The sequence below is a fragment of the Nocardioides sp. NPDC059952 genome, assembly GCF_042730435.1.
In the GTDB taxonomy this organism is placed as follows: domain Bacteria; phylum Actinomycetota; class Actinomycetes; order Propionibacteriales; family Nocardioidaceae; genus Nocardioides.
The window spans coordinates 67,361-83,863 of record NZ_JBHWLY010000012.1 but is presented as its reverse complement, the minus strand read 5'-3'; the positions used below and the strand labels follow the sequence as shown (position 1 = coordinate 83,863).

The 16,503-nt window shown below is 69.2% G+C and carries 16 protein-coding genes; 7 read left to right on the top strand and 9 right to left on the bottom strand.

Features of this window, described 5'->3' with window-relative positions:
* Positions 1-122 precede the first annotated feature (122 nt).
* The gene (locus ACFV9G_RS08270) at positions 123-1,307 is read right to left on the bottom strand and encodes an FAD-dependent oxidoreductase (RefSeq protein ID WP_378726627.1); all 1,185 of its coding nucleotides are present in this window, start codon (positions 1,305-1,307) and stop codon (positions 123-125) included.
* A gap of 144 nt (positions 1,308-1,451) precedes the next feature.
* Positions 1,452-2,090 carry a PadR family transcriptional regulator gene (locus tag ACFV9G_RS08265; protein WP_378726625.1) on the bottom strand — a complete coding sequence of 213 codons (639 nt, stop codon included), beginning with the start codon at positions 2,088-2,090 and terminating at the stop codon, positions 1,452-1,454.
* 113 nt (positions 2,091-2,203) lie between these two features.
* On the opposite strand from ACFV9G_RS08265, the gene ACFV9G_RS08260 reads away from it, so the two are divergent.
* The 5 genes from ACFV9G_RS08260 (at position 2,204) to ACFV9G_RS08240 (ending at position 6,535) form a co-directional block, all read left to right on the top strand.
* Positions 2,204-2,965 (top strand): alpha/beta hydrolase family protein, encoded by a 762-nt coding sequence (locus ACFV9G_RS08260; protein ID WP_378726624.1) that lies wholly within the window; start codon positions 2,204-2,206, stop codon positions 2,963-2,965.
* A gap of 305 nt (positions 2,966-3,270) precedes the next feature.
* Entirely contained in the window at positions 3,271-5,484 is a 2,214-nt protein-coding gene (locus ACFV9G_RS08255) for a DEAD/DEAH box helicase (protein ID WP_378726622.1), read from the top strand.
* Between the two features lie 93 nt (positions 5,485-5,577).
* A complete protein-coding gene (locus ACFV9G_RS08250) occupies positions 5,578-5,718 on the top strand; it encodes a hypothetical protein (RefSeq protein WP_176884193.1) in 141 nt (46 codons plus the stop codon).
* Between the two features lie 105 nt (positions 5,719-5,823).
* Positions 5,824-6,192 (top strand): thioredoxin, encoded by a 369-nt coding sequence (gene trxA, locus ACFV9G_RS08245; RefSeq protein ID WP_091050942.1) that lies wholly within the window; start codon positions 5,824-5,826, stop codon positions 6,190-6,192.
* A gap of 43 nt (positions 6,193-6,235) precedes the next feature.
* Entirely contained in the window at positions 6,236-6,535 is a 300-nt protein-coding gene (locus ACFV9G_RS08240) for a chorismate mutase (protein ID WP_141803040.1), read from the top strand.
* 28 nt (positions 6,536-6,563) lie between these two features.
* On the opposite strand, the gene ACFV9G_RS08235 is transcribed toward ACFV9G_RS08240, so the two are convergent.
* A complete protein-coding gene (locus tag ACFV9G_RS08235) occupies positions 6,564-7,883 on the bottom strand; it encodes an FAD-binding protein (RefSeq protein WP_378726619.1) in 1,320 nt (439 codons plus the stop codon).
* Positions 7,884-7,960: 77 nt separating this feature from the next.
* On the opposite strand from ACFV9G_RS08235, the gene ACFV9G_RS08230 reads away from it, so the two are divergent.
* Positions 7,961-8,149 carry a hypothetical protein gene (locus tag ACFV9G_RS08230; protein ID WP_378726617.1) on the top strand — a complete coding sequence of 63 codons (189 nt, stop codon included), beginning with the start codon at positions 7,961-7,963 and terminating at the stop codon, positions 8,147-8,149.
* On the opposite strand, the gene ACFV9G_RS08225 is transcribed toward ACFV9G_RS08230, so the two are convergent.
* The 6 genes from ACFV9G_RS08225 to ACFV9G_RS08200 all read right to left on the bottom strand — a co-directional run bounded on the left by ACFV9G_RS08225 (position 8,146) and on the right by ACFV9G_RS08200 (position 14,851).
* Complete coding sequence (locus tag ACFV9G_RS08225; protein ID WP_378726615.1) at positions 8,146-9,645, bottom strand: CoA-acylating methylmalonate-semialdehyde dehydrogenase; 1,500 nt, start codon at positions 9,643-9,645, stop codon at positions 8,146-8,148. The genes ACFV9G_RS08230 and ACFV9G_RS08225 overlap by 4 nt on opposite strands.
* 23 nt (positions 9,646-9,668) lie before the next feature.
* The gene (locus tag ACFV9G_RS08220) at positions 9,669-11,000 is read right to left on the bottom strand and encodes an aspartate aminotransferase family protein (protein WP_378726613.1); all 1,332 of its coding nucleotides are present in this window, start codon (positions 10,998-11,000) and stop codon (positions 9,669-9,671) included.
* Between the two features lie 132 nt (positions 11,001-11,132).
* The gene (locus tag ACFV9G_RS08215; protein WP_378726611.1) at positions 11,133-12,158 is read right to left on the bottom strand and encodes a TIGR03842 family LLM class F420-dependent oxidoreductase; all 1,026 of its coding nucleotides are present in this window, start codon (positions 12,156-12,158) and stop codon (positions 11,133-11,135) included.
* A gap of 4 nt (positions 12,159-12,162) precedes the next feature.
* On the bottom strand, positions 12,163-13,593 hold the full coding sequence (gene hydA, locus ACFV9G_RS08210) for a dihydropyrimidinase (protein WP_378726609.1): 1,431 nt from the start codon (positions 13,591-13,593) through the stop codon (positions 12,163-12,165).
* Positions 13,594-13,602: 9 nt separating this feature from the next.
* Positions 13,603-14,451 carry a nitrilase-related carbon-nitrogen hydrolase gene (locus ACFV9G_RS08205; RefSeq protein ID WP_378726607.1) on the bottom strand — a complete coding sequence of 283 codons (849 nt, stop codon included), beginning with the start codon at positions 14,449-14,451 and terminating at the stop codon, positions 13,603-13,605.
* 100 nt (positions 14,452-14,551) lie between these two features.
* Positions 14,552-14,851: a hypothetical protein gene (locus ACFV9G_RS08200; RefSeq protein WP_378726605.1), complete on the bottom strand. Its 300-nt coding sequence runs from the start codon at positions 14,849-14,851 to the stop codon at positions 14,552-14,554.
* A 250-nt stretch (positions 14,852-15,101) separates the two neighbouring features.
* On the opposite strand from ACFV9G_RS08200, the gene ACFV9G_RS08195 reads away from it, so the two are divergent.
* A complete protein-coding gene (locus ACFV9G_RS08195) occupies positions 15,102-16,379 on the top strand; it encodes a DUF445 domain-containing protein (protein WP_378726604.1) in 1,278 nt (425 codons plus the stop codon).
* Positions 16,380-16,503 lie beyond the last annotated feature (124 nt).

Sequence of the window (16,503 nt, the reverse complement as noted above, 5' to 3'; positions counted from 1 at the left end):
GCGCCGGCGGGCCCCCTGGGTTAATGTCTTTTCCAAAAACCCTTTTTGATCACCGCACGTCCTGTGTTTTGGGCCTGTCTTGGTCGACCGGGGGCGGTCTCGACAGACTCCGACCACCCGCGTCAGGCGACCTTCGCGTCCCAGTCGATCGCGTAGCGCTGCTCCTCCTCGGCAACGCGAGCCACGGCCGGGGCCCGGAAGACGAGCGGCAGCACCAGCGGCATCACCCGCCGCGCGAGCGGACCGGGCGCCTTCGTGTGGTTGATCTTCGCCCCGCGAGCCGCGATCTTCTCCACTCGCGTACGCCGCAGACCCTCGTACGCGGCGAACGCCGACCCGACCGACGGCAGGTCGCGCAGGCAGCGAGCCAGCTGGATGCCGCTCTCGATCGCGAGCGAGGCGCCCTGGCCGGTGCTGTTCGACGGTGCGTGCACCGCGTCGCCCACCAGCACCATCCGGCCGCGGTGCCAGTGCGGCACCGGCGGCATGATGTGCAGCGCCCCGACCACCTGCAGCGACTCGTCCGACGTCGAGGCGGCCAGGAGGGCACCGGGGTCGTCGTCGGCGTACACCTCGCGGAGCGTGCGCAACCACTCCTCGGGCGCTGTCCGGCGGGCCTCGGTGAGGCTGAGGTAGGGCGAGGGCAGGTTGGCGCCCCACGCCACCCGGCCGTCGCCGTGGCGCCAGTAGAGGTAGTAGGCGCGCCGCCCGAACGCGAAGGTCATCGTCTCCGGCTCGACATCGAGGTCGACGTCGGCGTACCCACCGAAGCCGAGCAGCCCGGTGTAGTTCGCGCCGGGCGCGCCCGGGTCGATGAGCGTACGCACGGTCGAGCGCACCCCGTCGGCGCCGACGAGGACGTCACCGCTTGCCGAGGACCCGTCGTCGAAGTGCGCCACCACGCCGTCGGCCTCCTCGGAGACCGAGACGAGCCGCCGCCCGTGCTCGAGACGTACGCCGGCCGCGACCGCCTGCTCGCGCAGGACGCGGTGCAGGTCGGCGCGCTCGATCGCCTGCCGCGCCGGCAACCCGGCCGGCGAGGCGGTCAGGTCGAACGTACGGCCGCCGATCGCCATCCGGGAGCGGGTGATCGGGGTGCCGGCCTCGAGCACGCCGGCGGCGGCGCCGATGGTGTCGAGGGCGACGACGCCGTTCGGCTCGAGCGCGAGCAGGCCACCGATGCCCTCGGTGGGCTCGGGGTAGGCCTCGTAGACGGTCGCCTCGATGCCGGCCTTTGCCAGCGCGGCCGCGGTCACGGGACCGGCGACGCCGCCGCCGATCACGAGTGCTGATGAGATGGATGCCACGGTTCTTCTCCTTGGTGAGGACCGCGGCGTCGGCGGATAGTCTGCTCAGTGCCATCCGAGCCGTGTCGCCGTTGCCGCGGTGCCGGTTCTCTTAGGTGGGCCTGGTGGCGGTGTTGCCGCACCGCCGCCAGGTCGTTCTTGGTTTCAGTCCTGCTCGGCGCCCCGCTCCGCGAGGTCGACGAGCTCGTCCGGCATCGCACCGCTGCGGTGCCACTCGCGCCACTCCTCGACGAGCGGGTAGGTGCCCGAGGCGAGGTCGGCCTGCAGCGTGCGGACCCAGGCGGCCTCGGCCTCGCGCATCGCGATCGCGTACTCCGTCTCGACCAGGAAGAGGCGCGGGACCTCCGCCTCCTCGTACGCCGCCCGCAGCTCGCGCACCATCTGCTCCAGCGCGGTCAGCCGGTCGCGCAGCGCGTCGGCGACCTGGTCGGGGGAGAGCGCGACCATCATCGAGAGGCCGGCGACGAAGCCGGACTGCTCGCTCACGGGGGTGGTGAGCAGCTCGCGGGTCCACTCCACCAGCTCCGCACGCCCCGCCTCGGTGATGCGGTAGATCGTGCGCTCCGGGCGCGCGCCCTGGCGGTCGGTGCCGGCGACCTCGAGCAACCCGTGCTTCTCCAGGCTCGCCACGACCGTGTAGAGCGAGCTCCACTTGATATCGACGTCGTCGCCCTTGCCGCGGGCGCGCATGAGCGAGGCGATCTCGTAGCGGTGCATCGGTCGTTGCACCACGGTGCCGAGCACCGCGAGCCCGGTCAGGTTGCTCACCTTGCGCCGTGCCATCACTCACCTCCGTATATTCGTAGACGAATATACGGTCACGACCATGCCGGCGTCCAGACAAATTCAGCACGGCCTACTCGCACGTAGCGCCCCGGCACGCGACGATGTGGCACGTGGCAACAGAAAAGGTGTGGTTCAAGAGCACGTCCGGGCCGAAGCTGGCCGGCCTGATCGACCTCCCGGAGGGCGAGGTGCGCGGCTGGGGGGTCTTCAGCCACGGCTTCACCCTCGGCAAGGAGTCGCCGGCGGCGGCGCGGATCTGCAAGCAGCTCGCAGCCGAGGGCATCGGGATGCTGCGCTTCGACAACCTCGGTCTCGGCGGCTCCGAGGGCGACTGGGGCGACGGCTCGTTCACCCACAAGGTCGCCGACACGGTCGAGGCCACCAAGTTCATGGCCGAGCGCGGCACCACGGCCGAGCTGCTCGTCGGTCACTCCTTCGGCGGCGCGGCGGTCCTGGCCGCGGCGCATGACGCGGTCGGGGTAGACGCCGTGGCGACCGTCGGTGCCCCGTTCCAGCCCGCCCACGTGGAGCACAACTACGACGCGGTGCTCTCCCGGGTGCTGGAGGACGGCGAGTCCCCGTGGATGGCCGGCGGCAAGTCGCTGACCCTGCGCAAGGCCTTCGTCGACGACGTACGCCGCGCCGACCTGCGCCAGAAGATCATGCAGCTCAAGAAGCCGCTCCTGGTCATGCACAGCCCCACGGACACCACGGTCGGCATCGAGAACGCCTCCGACATCTTCAACACCGCCCGCCACCCGCGGTCCTTCGTGTCGCTGGAGGGCTCCGACCACCTCCTCACGAAGCGGGGTCAGGCCCAGCGCGCCGCCCGGATCATCTCCGCGTGGGCCGATCAGTACCTGGCCGACTGAGCCGTCGCGCCTGCCTCCTGACGCCCGTGTTTGATCAATTGACAGAAAACGCGGAACGAGACTTCCACTAACAGGTGTGGGTGGGGTTACACTCGCTGCAAGCGCCCGGCTCGTGAACGTTCGTCGTGGGGACCGAACGGGTCACTGGCCCGGTCGATGAGGCGCCGATCGCGCGTATCCGCTGTTTGGACGCGGTCGTCAGTCGTCAGCCATCGATCTGCGTGAGCCCTGGGAGGGCGACCGGCCGATGAGGGTCGGCATTTGGACATGCCACTCACCCGTGCGTGGCCCCAAGGAGGATTCAGTTGGCTCAGGGAGCCGCTACCCGGCGCAACAACCGGTCCGGCCGTTCGCGTAGCAACGGCAGTGCCGGCAAGTCCGGGCAGAACGGTCGCCGCAAGGGCGTCCACAAGGACAACGAGGGCATCATTCCGGTGCTCGCGCAGGTCGTCCGCGAGGTGGAGTCGGCGGTGCAGCGCCGCTCGGCCATGCCCGACGTACGGACCAAGTTCCAGGTCGTCGCGCTCCTCGCCCGAGACGAGCGCCACCGCGTGCTCGAGGACGAGACCCTCAACGAGGGCCGCCGTGCCGAGCAGCTCAAGCGTCTGGACGGGATCGCCACGATCCTCGCCAAGACCGCGACCATGGACTCGCGCCTCTTCGAGCTCCTCGCCGAGGGTGCCGAGGTCTCCGACGCCGCCGTCGAGCTCAAGCACGAGCTGATGGCCCGTGGTGGCGTCGACGTCCCCGAGGACGAGGACCTGGAGGAGGACGAGGACGAGACCCCCGCCGCCGTCGTCCCCGACAAGCGCGTGGTCCCGGCGAGCGTCGTCCAGCGCCAGCTCTCCAACCCGTTCCTGGTGCCCGACTTCACCAACGCCCGCCCGCCTGTGCACGCCCGCCGCCTGTCCGGCTGGGAGCTCCTCGGGCCGCTGTTCCGAAGCTTCGAGTACGCCGACTCCGGCCCCTCCTGCATGCCGCTGCCCGAGCCGCCGGCCTACGGCCCCGGCCACATCGACGCACCCGGCACCCGCGAGCTCATGCACCACCAGGCCCAGCTGGTCGCCTCGGCGGCCGAAGGCCACCGCTCCTACCTGCTGGCCGACGAGCCCGGCCTGGGCAAGACCGCGCAGGCCCTGCTCGCCGCCGAGGCAGCCAATGCCTACCCCCTGCTCGTGGTCGTGCCCAACGTCGTCAAGGCCAACTGGGCGCGCGAGGTCGACCTCTGGACGCCGTCCAAGAAGGCCACCGTCGTGCACGGCAACGGCGAGGACATCGACGGCTTCGCCGACATCGTCGTGGTCAACTACGAGATCCTCGACCGTCACGTCGGATGGCTCGGCGAGTTCGGCTTCAAGGGCATGGTCGTCGACGAGGCCCACTTCATCAAGAACAAGTCCTCCCAGCGCTCCCAGCACGTGCTGGCCCTCTCGGAGAAGATCCGGCAGCGTACGGCCAACCCGCTGTTGATGGCGCTGACCGGCACCCCGCTGATCAACGACATCGAGGACTTCCGGGCGATCTGGCAGTTCCTCGGCTGGATCGACGACGTCAAGCCGCTCAACGGACTGCTCGAGGGGCTCGAGGAGACCGGGCTGACCCCGCAGGACAACTCGTTCTACGGAGCGGCTCGCCGGGTCGTGGTCAACCAGGGCATCGTGCGTCGTCGCAAGATCGACGTCGCCAGCGACATCCCGGCGCGCCGCATCGCAGACCTTCCGGTCGAGCTGGACGACGCCGAGGGCCGCTCGATCCGGGCCGCCGAGGCCGAGCTGGCCAAGCGGATGATGCAGCGTTACGACACCGCGATCGAGACCCGGGTGACCGGTGCCAAGCCGGCCCCCGGCGAGCTCGACCTCGAGCTGATCCGCCGCGTCGCCACCTGGGAGCGCGAGGACCAGGACGCCTCCACCGGCGAGAACGTCTTCGGCATGATGCGCCGCATCGGTCGCGCGAAGGCCTCGCTGGCCGCCGACTACGCCGCCCAGCTGGCCCGCAACGTCGGCAAGGTCGTCTTCTTCGCCAAGCACATCGAAGTGATGGACACCGCGCAGAAGCTCTTCGAGGAGCGCGGCATCCGCTACTCCACGATCCGCGGCGACCAGACCTCGAAGGCGCGCGAGAAGGCGATCGACGAGTTCATGAACGACCCCGAGGTCAAGATCATCGTCTGCTCGCTCACCGCCGCCGGTGTCGGCGTCAACCTGCAGGCCGCCTCCAACCTGATCCTGGCCGAGCTCTCCTGGACCGACGCCGAGCAGACCCAGGCGATCGACCGCGTCCACCGGATCGGCCAGACCGAGCCGGTCACGGCGTGGCGCATCATCGCGAGCCAGACCATCGACACCCGGATCGCTGAGCTGATCGACTCCAAGGCCGGCCTCGCGGCACGTGCTCTGGACGGCTCCGACGAGGAGGTCACCGACTCCGCCGACGTGCAGCTCGAGGCCCTGGTCTCGCTGCTCACCGACGCCCTCCGCAAGCGCGAGTCCGGCCGCCGCGGCCGGCGCGCCGCCTGACGCCGACCCGGGACTCATCCGGGCCTCATCCGGGCCTCATCTCAGGGACAATCCTGAGGTGGGGCCTGGGTGGTGCGGCGTACTCTGGATCACATGTTCTGGATTATCTTGCTGGTCATCGCAGCGGCTGTCGGTGGATACGTGTACCGGGTTCCGATCGTCGCCAAGCTGACCGGGCAGCCACGCAGCCGCATCGAGCGGCAGATCGGGCCGAAGGCCAAGCGCCTTCCCTGACCTGAGGAGGTATCCGCACGGGGAATCCTCGGTGGCGCACGTGCGTTGAGACGTACGTGCCCGCCGATCCGGCGCGCACCCACCCTTACCGGAAGTGAGAGCCCCATGCCCACCGTCGAGCTCGGCGCAGAGAACTTCGAGAGCACCGTCACCGACAACGAGATCGTCCTCGTCGACTTCTGGGCGTCCTGGTGCGGCCCGTGCCGCCAGTTCGCGCCCGTCTACGACGCCGCCTCCGCGGAGCACCCCGAGATCGTCTTCGGGAAGGTCGACACCGAGGCCGAGCAGGCGCTCGCCGGTGCCGCCAACATCACCTCGATCCCGACGCTGATGGCCTTCAAGAAGGGCAACCTCGTCTTCTCCCAGCCCGGTGCGCTCCCCGCGCCCGCGCTCAAGCAGGTCATCGACGCCGTCGTCGACCTCGACATCGACAAGGCGCTTGCGGAGCAGTCCTCGAAGGAGTCCGGCGAGTAAGACTCGTCCGTGCTCAGGGGCTCGCATCAGGTTTGATAGCGCTGTGACCGAACCCGACAGCGCAGCCCACGACGAGCTCCTCCGCCTGCGCGGCAGCATCGACAACCTCGACGCCGCCCTTGTCCACCTTCTCGCCGAGCGCTTCAAGTGCACCGAGCAGGTCGGCCGGCTGAAGGCGCGCGCGGGGTTCCCGCCGGCCGACCCCAGCCGCGAGGCGGTCCAGATCGAGCGACTCCGTCGGCTCTCCGACGACGCCGGTCTCGACCCTGAGTTCGCCGAGAAGATCCTCAACGTGATCATCGCCGAGGTGATCCGCAACCACCGCCAGTTCGTCGAGGACTGACGTCGCCGGGCCGGACTACCCCGAAATCTCAGCCGAGCACCCGATCCAGCCAGGCGTTCCAGAACCGGCGGTCGGGGTCGAAGCGGCGTACGAGGTCCCGGAAGTCGTCCCAGCGGGGGAACTCGGCGCCGGGGTCCTCGGTGGCGAAGAGCTTGCCCCAGTGCGGTCGGGTGCCGGCCGGGAGCCGTTCCTCCAGGTCCGGCAGGAGCTCGCGTACGCCGGCGGGGTCGGCCTTCCAGGTGAAGTGCAGCGCCACCGTGTCGGCGCCATAGGCGGGGGAGAGCCACAGCTCATCGGCGGCGACCGCGCGGATCTCGCTCACCTCCAGGAGCGGCCGGACCCGGTCGGCGAGCGACCGGACGGCTTCGACCGCCTCCTGCGCGCGATCGAGCGGCACCAGGTATTCGCTCTGCAGCTCGGCGCCGACGCTCGGCTGGAAGTCGAGCCGGAAGTGGGGCAACCGCTCGTGCCACGGTCCCGGCACGCCGAGCTGTTCGGTGCACGGGGCCGGGTCGAGGCCCGGAATGACATGGTGGGGCCGGGTCGCGAGCACGGTCCCGGGTATCTCCGGCGTCGTCGAGCGCGACTTCACCCAGACCCGGGCGACGGACCCGTCCGCGCTGCGCGCGGTTACTCCCTCGCTCGGCGCGAGCGGACGAGCAAGCTCGCCGCTCGACCTCGCTCCGGTCGTCTCGGGCTCGTCTGCCCACCGGGTGAAGATCGACACCGAGTAGGCCGCGCCGAGGATCTCGGTGAGGTGTTCTCGCAGGTCAGCGTAGGCAAGACCCTCGTGAACCGTCTGAGCGACCTGGTAGGTCGGCGAGGTCAGCAGCTCGAGATGGGTCACGATCCCCAGGGCGCCGACGCCGACCACGGCCCCGGGGAAGTCGGGTTCCCCGGCCGAGAGGTGCACCAGGTCGCCGCGGCCGTCGACGATCTCCAACGCGGTCACGGAGGTGGCCAGCGAGCCGTTGCCGACCCCGGAGCCATGAGTGCCGGTCGCGACCGCGCCGGCGACCGAGATGTGGGGGAGCGAGGCGAGGTTGGGCAGCGCGCGCCCGTGCTCCTGCAACCAGGCGGCGAGCTCGCCGTAGCGCATCCCGCCGGGCACCCGGACCACATCGCCGACCAAGGTCGGTGACTCCTCCAGGCCGTCGAGCGACACCAGCACCCCCGGTGTGTCCGCGAGATCGGTGAAGGAGTGTCGAGACCCCAGCGCGCGCAGCCGTGGCTCGCGCCGCACGAGGTCGCGTACGTCCTCCACGGAACGTGGCCGCACGAGCTCGCGCGCGGTGTAGTCATAGCTGCGAGCCCACGTCGATCCGCAGGCCTCGGAGGCAGGGCGCATAGGACGGATCGTAGCGATGACACGCGCTTGTGGCCGGTGGTCTACTGGACTGCGAGCACGCCGACCCGGGAGGACGGATGACCGAGAACGCAGCAGAGGCAGACATCGAGGAGCAGGCGACCGACGTCGTGGAGGAGACCATCGACGACGAGGCGCCGCTGGACGCCGAGGAGACCGTGACCTCGACGCCGGACGACGTCGATGAGGCCGACTACGCCGAGCAGAAGCTCGACGTAGGCAGCCCCGAGGACGACTACTGGGCTTAGGAGTTCTGCGGGAACCCCAGGTTGATCCCGCCGTGCGAGGGGTCCAGCCACCGGGTGGTGACCGCCTTCTCCCGGGTGAAGAAGTCCAGCCCCGCGGGGCCGTACGCCTTCGCGTTCCCGAACAGCGACGCCTTCCAGCCGCCGAAGGAGTGGTAGGCGACGGGGACCGGGATCGGCACGTTCACGCCGACCATCCCGACCTGCACCTCACGCTGGAACCGCCGGGCGGCACCGCCGTCGTTGGTGAAGATCGCGGTGCCGTTGCCGAACTGCCCGGAGTTGATCAGCTCCAGGCCCTCCTCGTATCCGGAGACGCGGACGACCGAGAGCACCGGGCCGAAGATCTCCTCGGTGTAGACGGTCGACGTGGTCGGCACCCGGTCGACCAGCGTAGGTCCGACCCAGAACCCGTTCGGGTCGCCGTCCACCTCGATCCCGCGACCGTCGACGAGGACCTCGGCCCCGTCGGTGGCAGCCACGTCGACGTACGCAGCCACCTTGTCGCGGTGGGCGCCGGTGATGAGCGGTCCCATGTCGGTCCCCCGGGTGCCGTCGCCGGTCTTGAGCGTGGCCATCCGCGAGGTGATCTTCGAGATCAGGCTGTCGGCCACCGAGTCGACCGCGAGCACGACGGAGATCGCCATGCACCGCTCGCCGGCCGACCCGAAGCCCGCGTTGACCGCCGAGTCGGCGACCAGGTCGAGGTCGGCGTCGGGCAGCACGAGCATGTGGTTCTTGGCGCCGCCGAGCGCCTGGACCCGCTTGCCGGCGGCGGTGCCGCGCTCGTAGACGTAGCGGGCGATCGGGGTGGAGCCGACGAAGGAGATCGAGGCGACGTCGGGGTTGTCGAGGAGCGCGTCGACCGCCTCCTTGTCGCCGTGCACGACGTTGTAGACCCCGTCGGGCAGCCCTGCCTCGGACCACAGCTCGGCGATCCAGCTGGACGCGGTCGGGTCCTTCTCCGAGGGCTTGACCACGACCGCGTTGCCGGCCGCGATCGCGATCGGGAAGAACCACATCGGCACCATGGCGGGAAAGTTGAACGGGCTGATGATGCCCACCACGCCGAGCGGCTGCTTGAGGGTGGTCACGTCCACGCCCGAGGAGACCTGCTCGGAGACCGTGCCCTTGAGCAGGTGGGAGAGCCCGCAGGCGAACTCGACGACCTCGAGGCCGCGGGCGATCTCGCCCGCGGCATCGGAGAGCACCTTGCCGTGCTCGGACGTCAGGATCTCGGCGAGCTCGCCCTTGCGGGCGTTGAGCAGCTCGCGGAACTTGAAGAGCACTGCCGTACGCCGCGTCAGCGAGGTCTCGCTCCACTCCTCGAACGCCTTCTTGGCCGCGGAGACGGCGGTGTCGACGTCGGCAGCCGCGGCGAAACGTACGCGTTTCTGGACGGTGCCGAGGGCGGGGTTGTAGACGTCGCCGAGACGGGTGCCGGTGCCGGGGTTGGTGGCCCCGCCGATCCAGTGGTCGAGGATGGGGAGGTCGGTCATGTCATGCGTCCTTACTGAGCTGCTTACAGGGAGCCGAGCACGTCGTCGTAGATCGAGATCGCCTCGGCGACCTCGTCGGGCGTGACGACGCACGGGGGCACCACGTGGATGCGGTTCTCCATGGTGAAAGGGATCAGGTTGCGGGCGATGAGATCGGACTTGATCCGGCCCATCGTCGCGGCCGGGAGCGGCTCGCGCGTCCCGCGGTCGGTGACGAGCTCGAGGGCCCAGAAGACCCCGGTGCCGCGCACCTCCCCGATCACGTCGTGCTTCTCGGCCAGCGCCGCGAGACCGGGGGCGATGTGGTCGGTGCCGATGGTCGCGGCGTTGTCGACGATGCCCTCCTCGTTCATCGCCTCGATGGTCGCCACGATCGACGCCATCGCGAGCGGGTGGCCGGAGTAGGTGAGCCCGCCGGGGAAGACCTGGTCGTCGAAGGTCGCCGCGACCGGGTCGGAGATGATCACCCCGCCGGCGGGTACGTAGCCGGAGTTGACCCCCTTGGCGAAGGTGATCAGGTCGGGGACGACGTCGTAGGCGTCCAGGGCGAGCCACTCGCCGGTGCGGCCGAAGCCGGCCATGACCTCGTCGAGGACGAGCATGATCCCGAACTCGTCGGCCAGCGCCCTGACCCCGGGAAGATAGCCCGGCGGCGGGATCATGATCCCGGCGGTGCCGGGGATGGTCTCGAGGAGGATCGCCGCGATCGACGCGGGCCCCTCGGACTCGATCACCCTTCGCAGATGGTGCAGGGCGCGTTCGGACTCCTGCTCCGGCGTGGTCGCCCAGAACTCCGAGCGGTAGAGGTAGGGGCCGAAGAAGTGGACGTGGCCGCGGGCGTACTCGTTCGGGATCCGTCGCCAGTCGCCGGTCGCGACGATCGCCGCGCCGGTGTTGCCGTGGTAGGAGCGGTAGGTCGAGAGCACCTTGTCGCGACCGGTGTGGATGCGCGCCATCCGGATCGCGTTCTCGACCGCGTCGGCGCCGGCGTTGGTGAAGAAGACCTTGTTGAAGCCCACCGGCGCGATGTCGGTGATCCGCTCGGCGGCCTCGCCACGAGTCAGGTTGGCCGTGGTCGGCGCGATCGTGGTCAGCGTCTCGGCCTGCTTCTTGATCGCCTCCACCACCCGGGGGTGCTGGTGGCCGATGTTGGTGTTGACCAGCTGCGAGGAGAAGTCCAGGTAGGTGTGCCCGGAGTCGTCCCACACCCGCGAGCCCTGCCCGCCGGCGATGACGAGCGGTTTCAGCGACCCCTGGGCGGACCAGGAGTGGAAGACGTGGGCTCGGTCGAGGTCGTAGGCACGGGCGTCGCTGGCGCTGGTCAAGGCTGTCCCCTGGGGTGCGTGGATGGACATGGATCTGGGTCCTCACTCTACGCCGGGAGCAGCGGAGTCGCCGCCGATCCTGGATACTGATTACGACGGTATATCAGGACAAGGCCTACGTTTTCGTTACATTCTCACGCCATGAGCAACGAAATCGCGCGCTCAGGCCTTCGTGGTCACCGGCCGATTGACCCGGGGCATCACCAGATCGCCGTACGCCGCCAGGGTCTGGTCCATGGCGTCGTGCTGCAGGTAGACGGCGAACTGGTCGACGCCGAGGCTCTCGAGCTGCTCGAGCTTGGCGACCTGCTCCTCGACCGACCCGAGGATGCAGAACCGGTCGACGATCTCGTCGGGCACGAACTGGGTGTGGGTGTTGCCGGCCCGCCCGTGCTCGTTGTAGTCGTAGCCCTCGCGTCCCTTGATGTAGTCGGTGAGCGCCTGCGGGACGGCGCCGCTGCCGTACTTCGACACGATGTCAGCGACGTGGTTGCCCACCATCCCGCCGAACCAGCGGCACTGCTCGCGGGCATGATCCAGCGCCTCGGGCGACCCGTCGGTGACGTAGGCAGGCGCGGCCACGCAGAAGGTCAGCGACTCGGGGTCGCGGCCGGCGTCGGAGGCCGCCTTCTTGACCGCTCCGATCATCCACTCGGTGATGTCGGGGTCGGCCAGCTGCAGGATGAACCCGTCGCCGACCTCCCCGGCGGCTTTCAGTGCGAGCGGGCCGTAGGCGGCGATCCACACCTCCAGCTCGGAGCGCTTGGCCCACGGGAACTGCAGCGTGGTGCCGTTGATCTCGACCGGACGCCGGTTGGCGAGCTCGCGGATCACGTGCGTCGCCTCGCGCATCTCCTTGATCGTCGACGGCTTCCCGTTGAGCACCCGCACCGCCGAGTCGCCGCGACCCATCCCGCACACGGTGCGGTTGCCGTACATCTCGTTCAGGGTCGCGAAGACCGACGCGGTCACCGTCCAGTCGCGGGTCGCCGGGTTGGTCACGAACGGACCGACCTTGATCGTGCGGGTCTCGGCGAGGATCTGGCTGTAGATGACGTACGGCTCCATCCACAGCAGATGGCTGTCGAAGGTCCACACGTGGTCGAAGCCGTACGCCTCGGCCTGCTTCGCCAGCGAGACGACCCGCCAGGCGGGCGGGTTGGTTTGGAGGACGACACCGAAGTCCATGACGTCAGACCAGATACTGCGACAGGTCGCGCTTGAGGTAGCTGCCGTGGCCCTTGGTGCCCTTGAACTCGCCTTCGGCGACGACGACGGACCCTCGGGAGAGCACCACGTCGACGTGCCCGTCGATCTCGTAGCCCTCCCAGGCGGAGTGATCCATGTTCATGTGGTGGGTCCTGCCCTCGCCGATACCGATCGAGGTGTGTCCGGCAGGGTCGTAGACGACGATGTCGGCGTCGGCTCCCGGCGCGATGACGCCCTTGCGGCCGTAGAGCCCGAACATCCGCGCCGGCGTGGTCGCGATCAGCTCCACCCACCGCTCGAGCGTGATCTGCCCGGTCACCACGCCCTGGTAGAGCAGGTCGACGCGGTGCTCGATCGACCCGATCCCGTTGGGGATGGCCCGGAAGTCGTCCTTGCCGAGCTCCTTCTGCTCCTTCATGCAGAAGGGGCAGTGGTCGGTGGAGACCATCTGCAGGTCGTTGGTGCGCAGCGCCTGCCACATCGCGTCCTGGTGGCCCTCCTCGCGCGAGCGCAGCGGAGTCGAGCAGACCCACTTGGCTCCCTCGAAGTCGCCCCACTCCTCCGACCTCGCGCCGAGCTGCTCCTCGAGGGAGAGGTAGAGATACTGCGGGCAGGTCTCGCCGAACACGTTCTTCCCGTGATCACGGGCCGCGGCCAGCTGCGCGACCGCCTGTTTGGCGCTGACGTGCACCACGTAGAGCGGAGCTCCGGTCACGTCGGCGAGCATGATCGCCCGATGGGTGGCCTCCTCCTCCATCTGCCAGGCACGCGCGATGCCGTGGTAGTAGGGAGACGTCTTGCCGGACTCGGCCAGCTGCGCGGCGAGCACGTCGATGGCCGGCCCGTTCTCGGCGTGCATCATCGTCAGCAGGCCGTGGTCGGTCGCCTTCTGCATCGCCCGCAGCACCTGCGCGTCGTCGGAGTAGAAGACACCGGGGTAGGCCATGAACAGCTTGTAGGAGGTGATCCCCTCGTCCACGAGCGAGTCCATCGCCTTGAGCGCGTCGTCGTCGACACCGCCGATGATCTGGTGGAACCCGTAGTCGATCGCGCAGTTGCCGGCGGCGAGCTCGTGCCAGTGCGCCAACCCGTCCTGTACGCGCTCTCCATAGCGTTGCACGGCGAAGTCGATGATCGTCGTGGTGCCGCCCCAAGCCGCGGCCCGGGTGCCGGTCTCGAAGGTGTCGGAGGCGTTGGTGCCGCCGAACGGCAGCTGCATGTGGGTATGGGCGTCGACGCCGCCGGGGATGACGTACTTCCCGGTCGCGTCGATCGTTCGATCAGCCTGGATCGTGCCGAAGGGACTGGCGCCGGGGGAGATGAGCGCGACGATCTTCTCGCCGTCGACGAGCACATCTGCCTGGGTGCGCCCGGTCGCGGAGACGACCGTGCCGCCCGTGATGAGCGTGGTCATGGGCCCTCCTCAGGGTCGGGGGATGGCGGCGTACGAATCGGGCCGCCGATCGCGGTAGAACTGCCAGTCGTCGCGCATCTCCTGGACCATGGTCATGTCCAGGTCGCGTACGAGCAGCTCCTCCTTCTCGCCCGAGCCGAGCTCGCCCACGTAGTTGCCGCGGGGGTCGACGATCTGGGACTTCCCGTAGAAGTTGACCGCCTCGGCGCCGTACTCGTTGTCCTCCAGGCCGACCCGGTTGGGGGCGAGTACGAAGTAGCCATTGGCGACCGCGGCGGCGGGCTGCTCGATCTCCCAGAGCCGGTTGGAGAGCCCGGGCTTGGTGGCGTTGGGGTTGAAGACCATGTGGGCGCCGTTGAGCCCGAGCTCGCGCCAGCCCTCGGGGAAGTGGCGGTCATAGCAGATGTACATCCCCACCTTGCCGACCGCGGACTCGAAGACCGGGTAGCCGAGGTTGCCGGGGCGGAAGTAGAACTTCTCCCAGAACTTCTCCACGTGGGGGAGGTGGTTCTTGCGGTACTTGCCCAGGATCGTGCCGTCGGCGTCCACGAGCACGGAGGTGTTGTAGTAGATCCCGGTGTCGGCCTCCTCGTAGATCGGCAGCACCATCACGATGCCCAGCTCTTTGGCCAGGCTCGCGAAGCGCTGCACGATCGGCCCGTCTGCCGGCTCGGCGTAGCGGTAGTACTTCTTGTCCTGGGTGATCCCGAAGTAGGGCCCGTAGAAGAGCTCCTGGAAGCACATCACCTGGGCGCCCTGCGCGGCGGCCTCACGCGCGAAGCCCTCGTGCTTGTCCAGCATGGAGGCCTTGTCCCCGGTCCAGGTGGTCTGGCTGATTGCGGCTCTGACGATGGTCATGCAACTACCTCCCGACTCTCATACAAGCACGCCGCCGCGACCCGTGGGGTCACGACGGCATTTTTGCTCGAGACGATGTGGTGGTTGAAACCCTGTTGCGCTAGGCGGCGGTCGCCGGATGACGTACGACGACGTGCTCGACGGCCCTGGCGAGCTCCTCGCGGAGCTCGGGCGCGAGCTGGGGGCAGTCGACGGAGAGGAACAGCTCCATCGCGGAGCGGGTCGCGCGGGCGCGCTCGCCGGCCGTGCCCTCAGGGAGGGTCGGCGCGATCTCGGCGAGATGGGCGCTGGTCTCGACCACGGTGTTGCAGTCGTGCGGGGTGAGTGGGGCGCGGGCCTCCCGGCCGGCGCGGACGAGGACGCTGAGGACCTCCACCTTGGCGGCGGTGGTCAACGACATAGCGCTCCTCGACGAGTCGAACAGATGCGACCCCACACCGTCCGCGTTGTGCGACGACATGTATCTCCTCGGTGGGACGTGTGCCTCCCCCGAGGCACTCTCGTCCACTCCAACGAGCAGGGGAAGGGATCAGTGACGCCCTTGGGTGCTTTGTAACTGACCTGTGGGCCAACCCGTGAGTAGCCTATAGAAATGCTGGTCCTGGTGTTGCAGATCGCCTCGCGTGGGGCGACCCGGCACAATTGAGCCCATGAGTTCTCCTGGGGGCGCCGGCATCGGCGGCCTGATGGTCGAGACCGAGGCCGATGTCGTACGCCGCCAGGCACTGCGCCGCATGCGGATCGTCGCCACCGGGCTCCTGGTCGTGGCCGCCATCGTCTATCTGCTGACCCTCCGGCTGGACGGGTTCTGGGGGTTCGTGAACGCGGGCGCCGAGGCGTCCATGGTCGGCGCGATGGCCGACTGGTTCGCGGTCACCGCGCTGTTCCGTCACCCGCTGGGACTGCCGGTGCCGCACACCGCGCTGATCCCGAAGCGGAAGGACGAGCTCGGTGCCAGCCTGGAGGAGTTCGTCCAGGACAACTTCCTCCAGGAGGAGACCATCCGCGAGCGGCTCGGCGTCGCCATGCCGTCGCTGCGGCTCGCGCTGTGGCTCTCGGAGGAGCCCAACGCCAAGCGGGTCGTCGACGAGGTCTCCACCGTGGTCGCCGACGGACTCTCCCGGATCAGCAACCGGCACATCGTCGAGATCATCCAGGACGGGTTCGTACCCCGCCTGCGCGAGGAGCAGATCGCGCCGCTGCTCGGCGGCACCCTGCAGGCGGCCCTGGACGACGGCGTCCATCACGGCCTGGTCGACCTGGCGCTGGTCGAGCTGCACGGCTGGCTCGAGGAGAACGAGGAGATCGTCACCGAGGTGCTCGGCGAGCGTGCGCCGTGGTGGACGCCGCAGGTGCTGCGTGAGCCGGTGACCGCCCGCATCCACGTCGAGCTGGTCCGCTGGATCGCCGACATCCGCGACGACCCCGAGCATCGCGCCCGCAAGGCGATCGACACGATGCTCGCCGACCTCGCCGACAACCTGCAGCACGACGAGGCCACCATGGAGCGCGCCGAGCGCCTCAAGGAGCGGGTGCTCGACCACCCCGGCGTCATCAACACAGCCATCTCCATCTGGGACGCGCTACGCCGTGCGCTCACCACGTCCCTGCGCGACCCCGACGGCGTCGTCCGTCGCCGCGCCCTGGACGAGGTCGTCCGCTACGCCCAGAAGATCGTCCTCGACGAGACCCTCCAGCGCCGCTACGACGCGCTCGCCTCCGACGTGGCCGTCTACGTCGTCAAGCGCTACGGCCGCGAGGCGACCACCGTCATCACCCACACCATCCAGCGCTGGGACGGCAAGCAGGCCGCCCGCCGCATCGAGCTCTTCGTCGGCCGCGACCTGCAGTTCATCCGCATCAACGGCACCATCGTCGGTGGCCTCGTCGGCGTGATCATCCACACCGTCGCCGTCCTGGTCGGCTGACTCGCCTCGCCCGTCGAGGCGTCACGTACGTCGGCCGAGAGGTCAGGTAGGTCGGCCGAGAGGTCAGGTAGGTCGGCCGAGAGGTCAGGTAGGTCGGCCGAGAGGTCAGGTAGGTCGGCCGAGA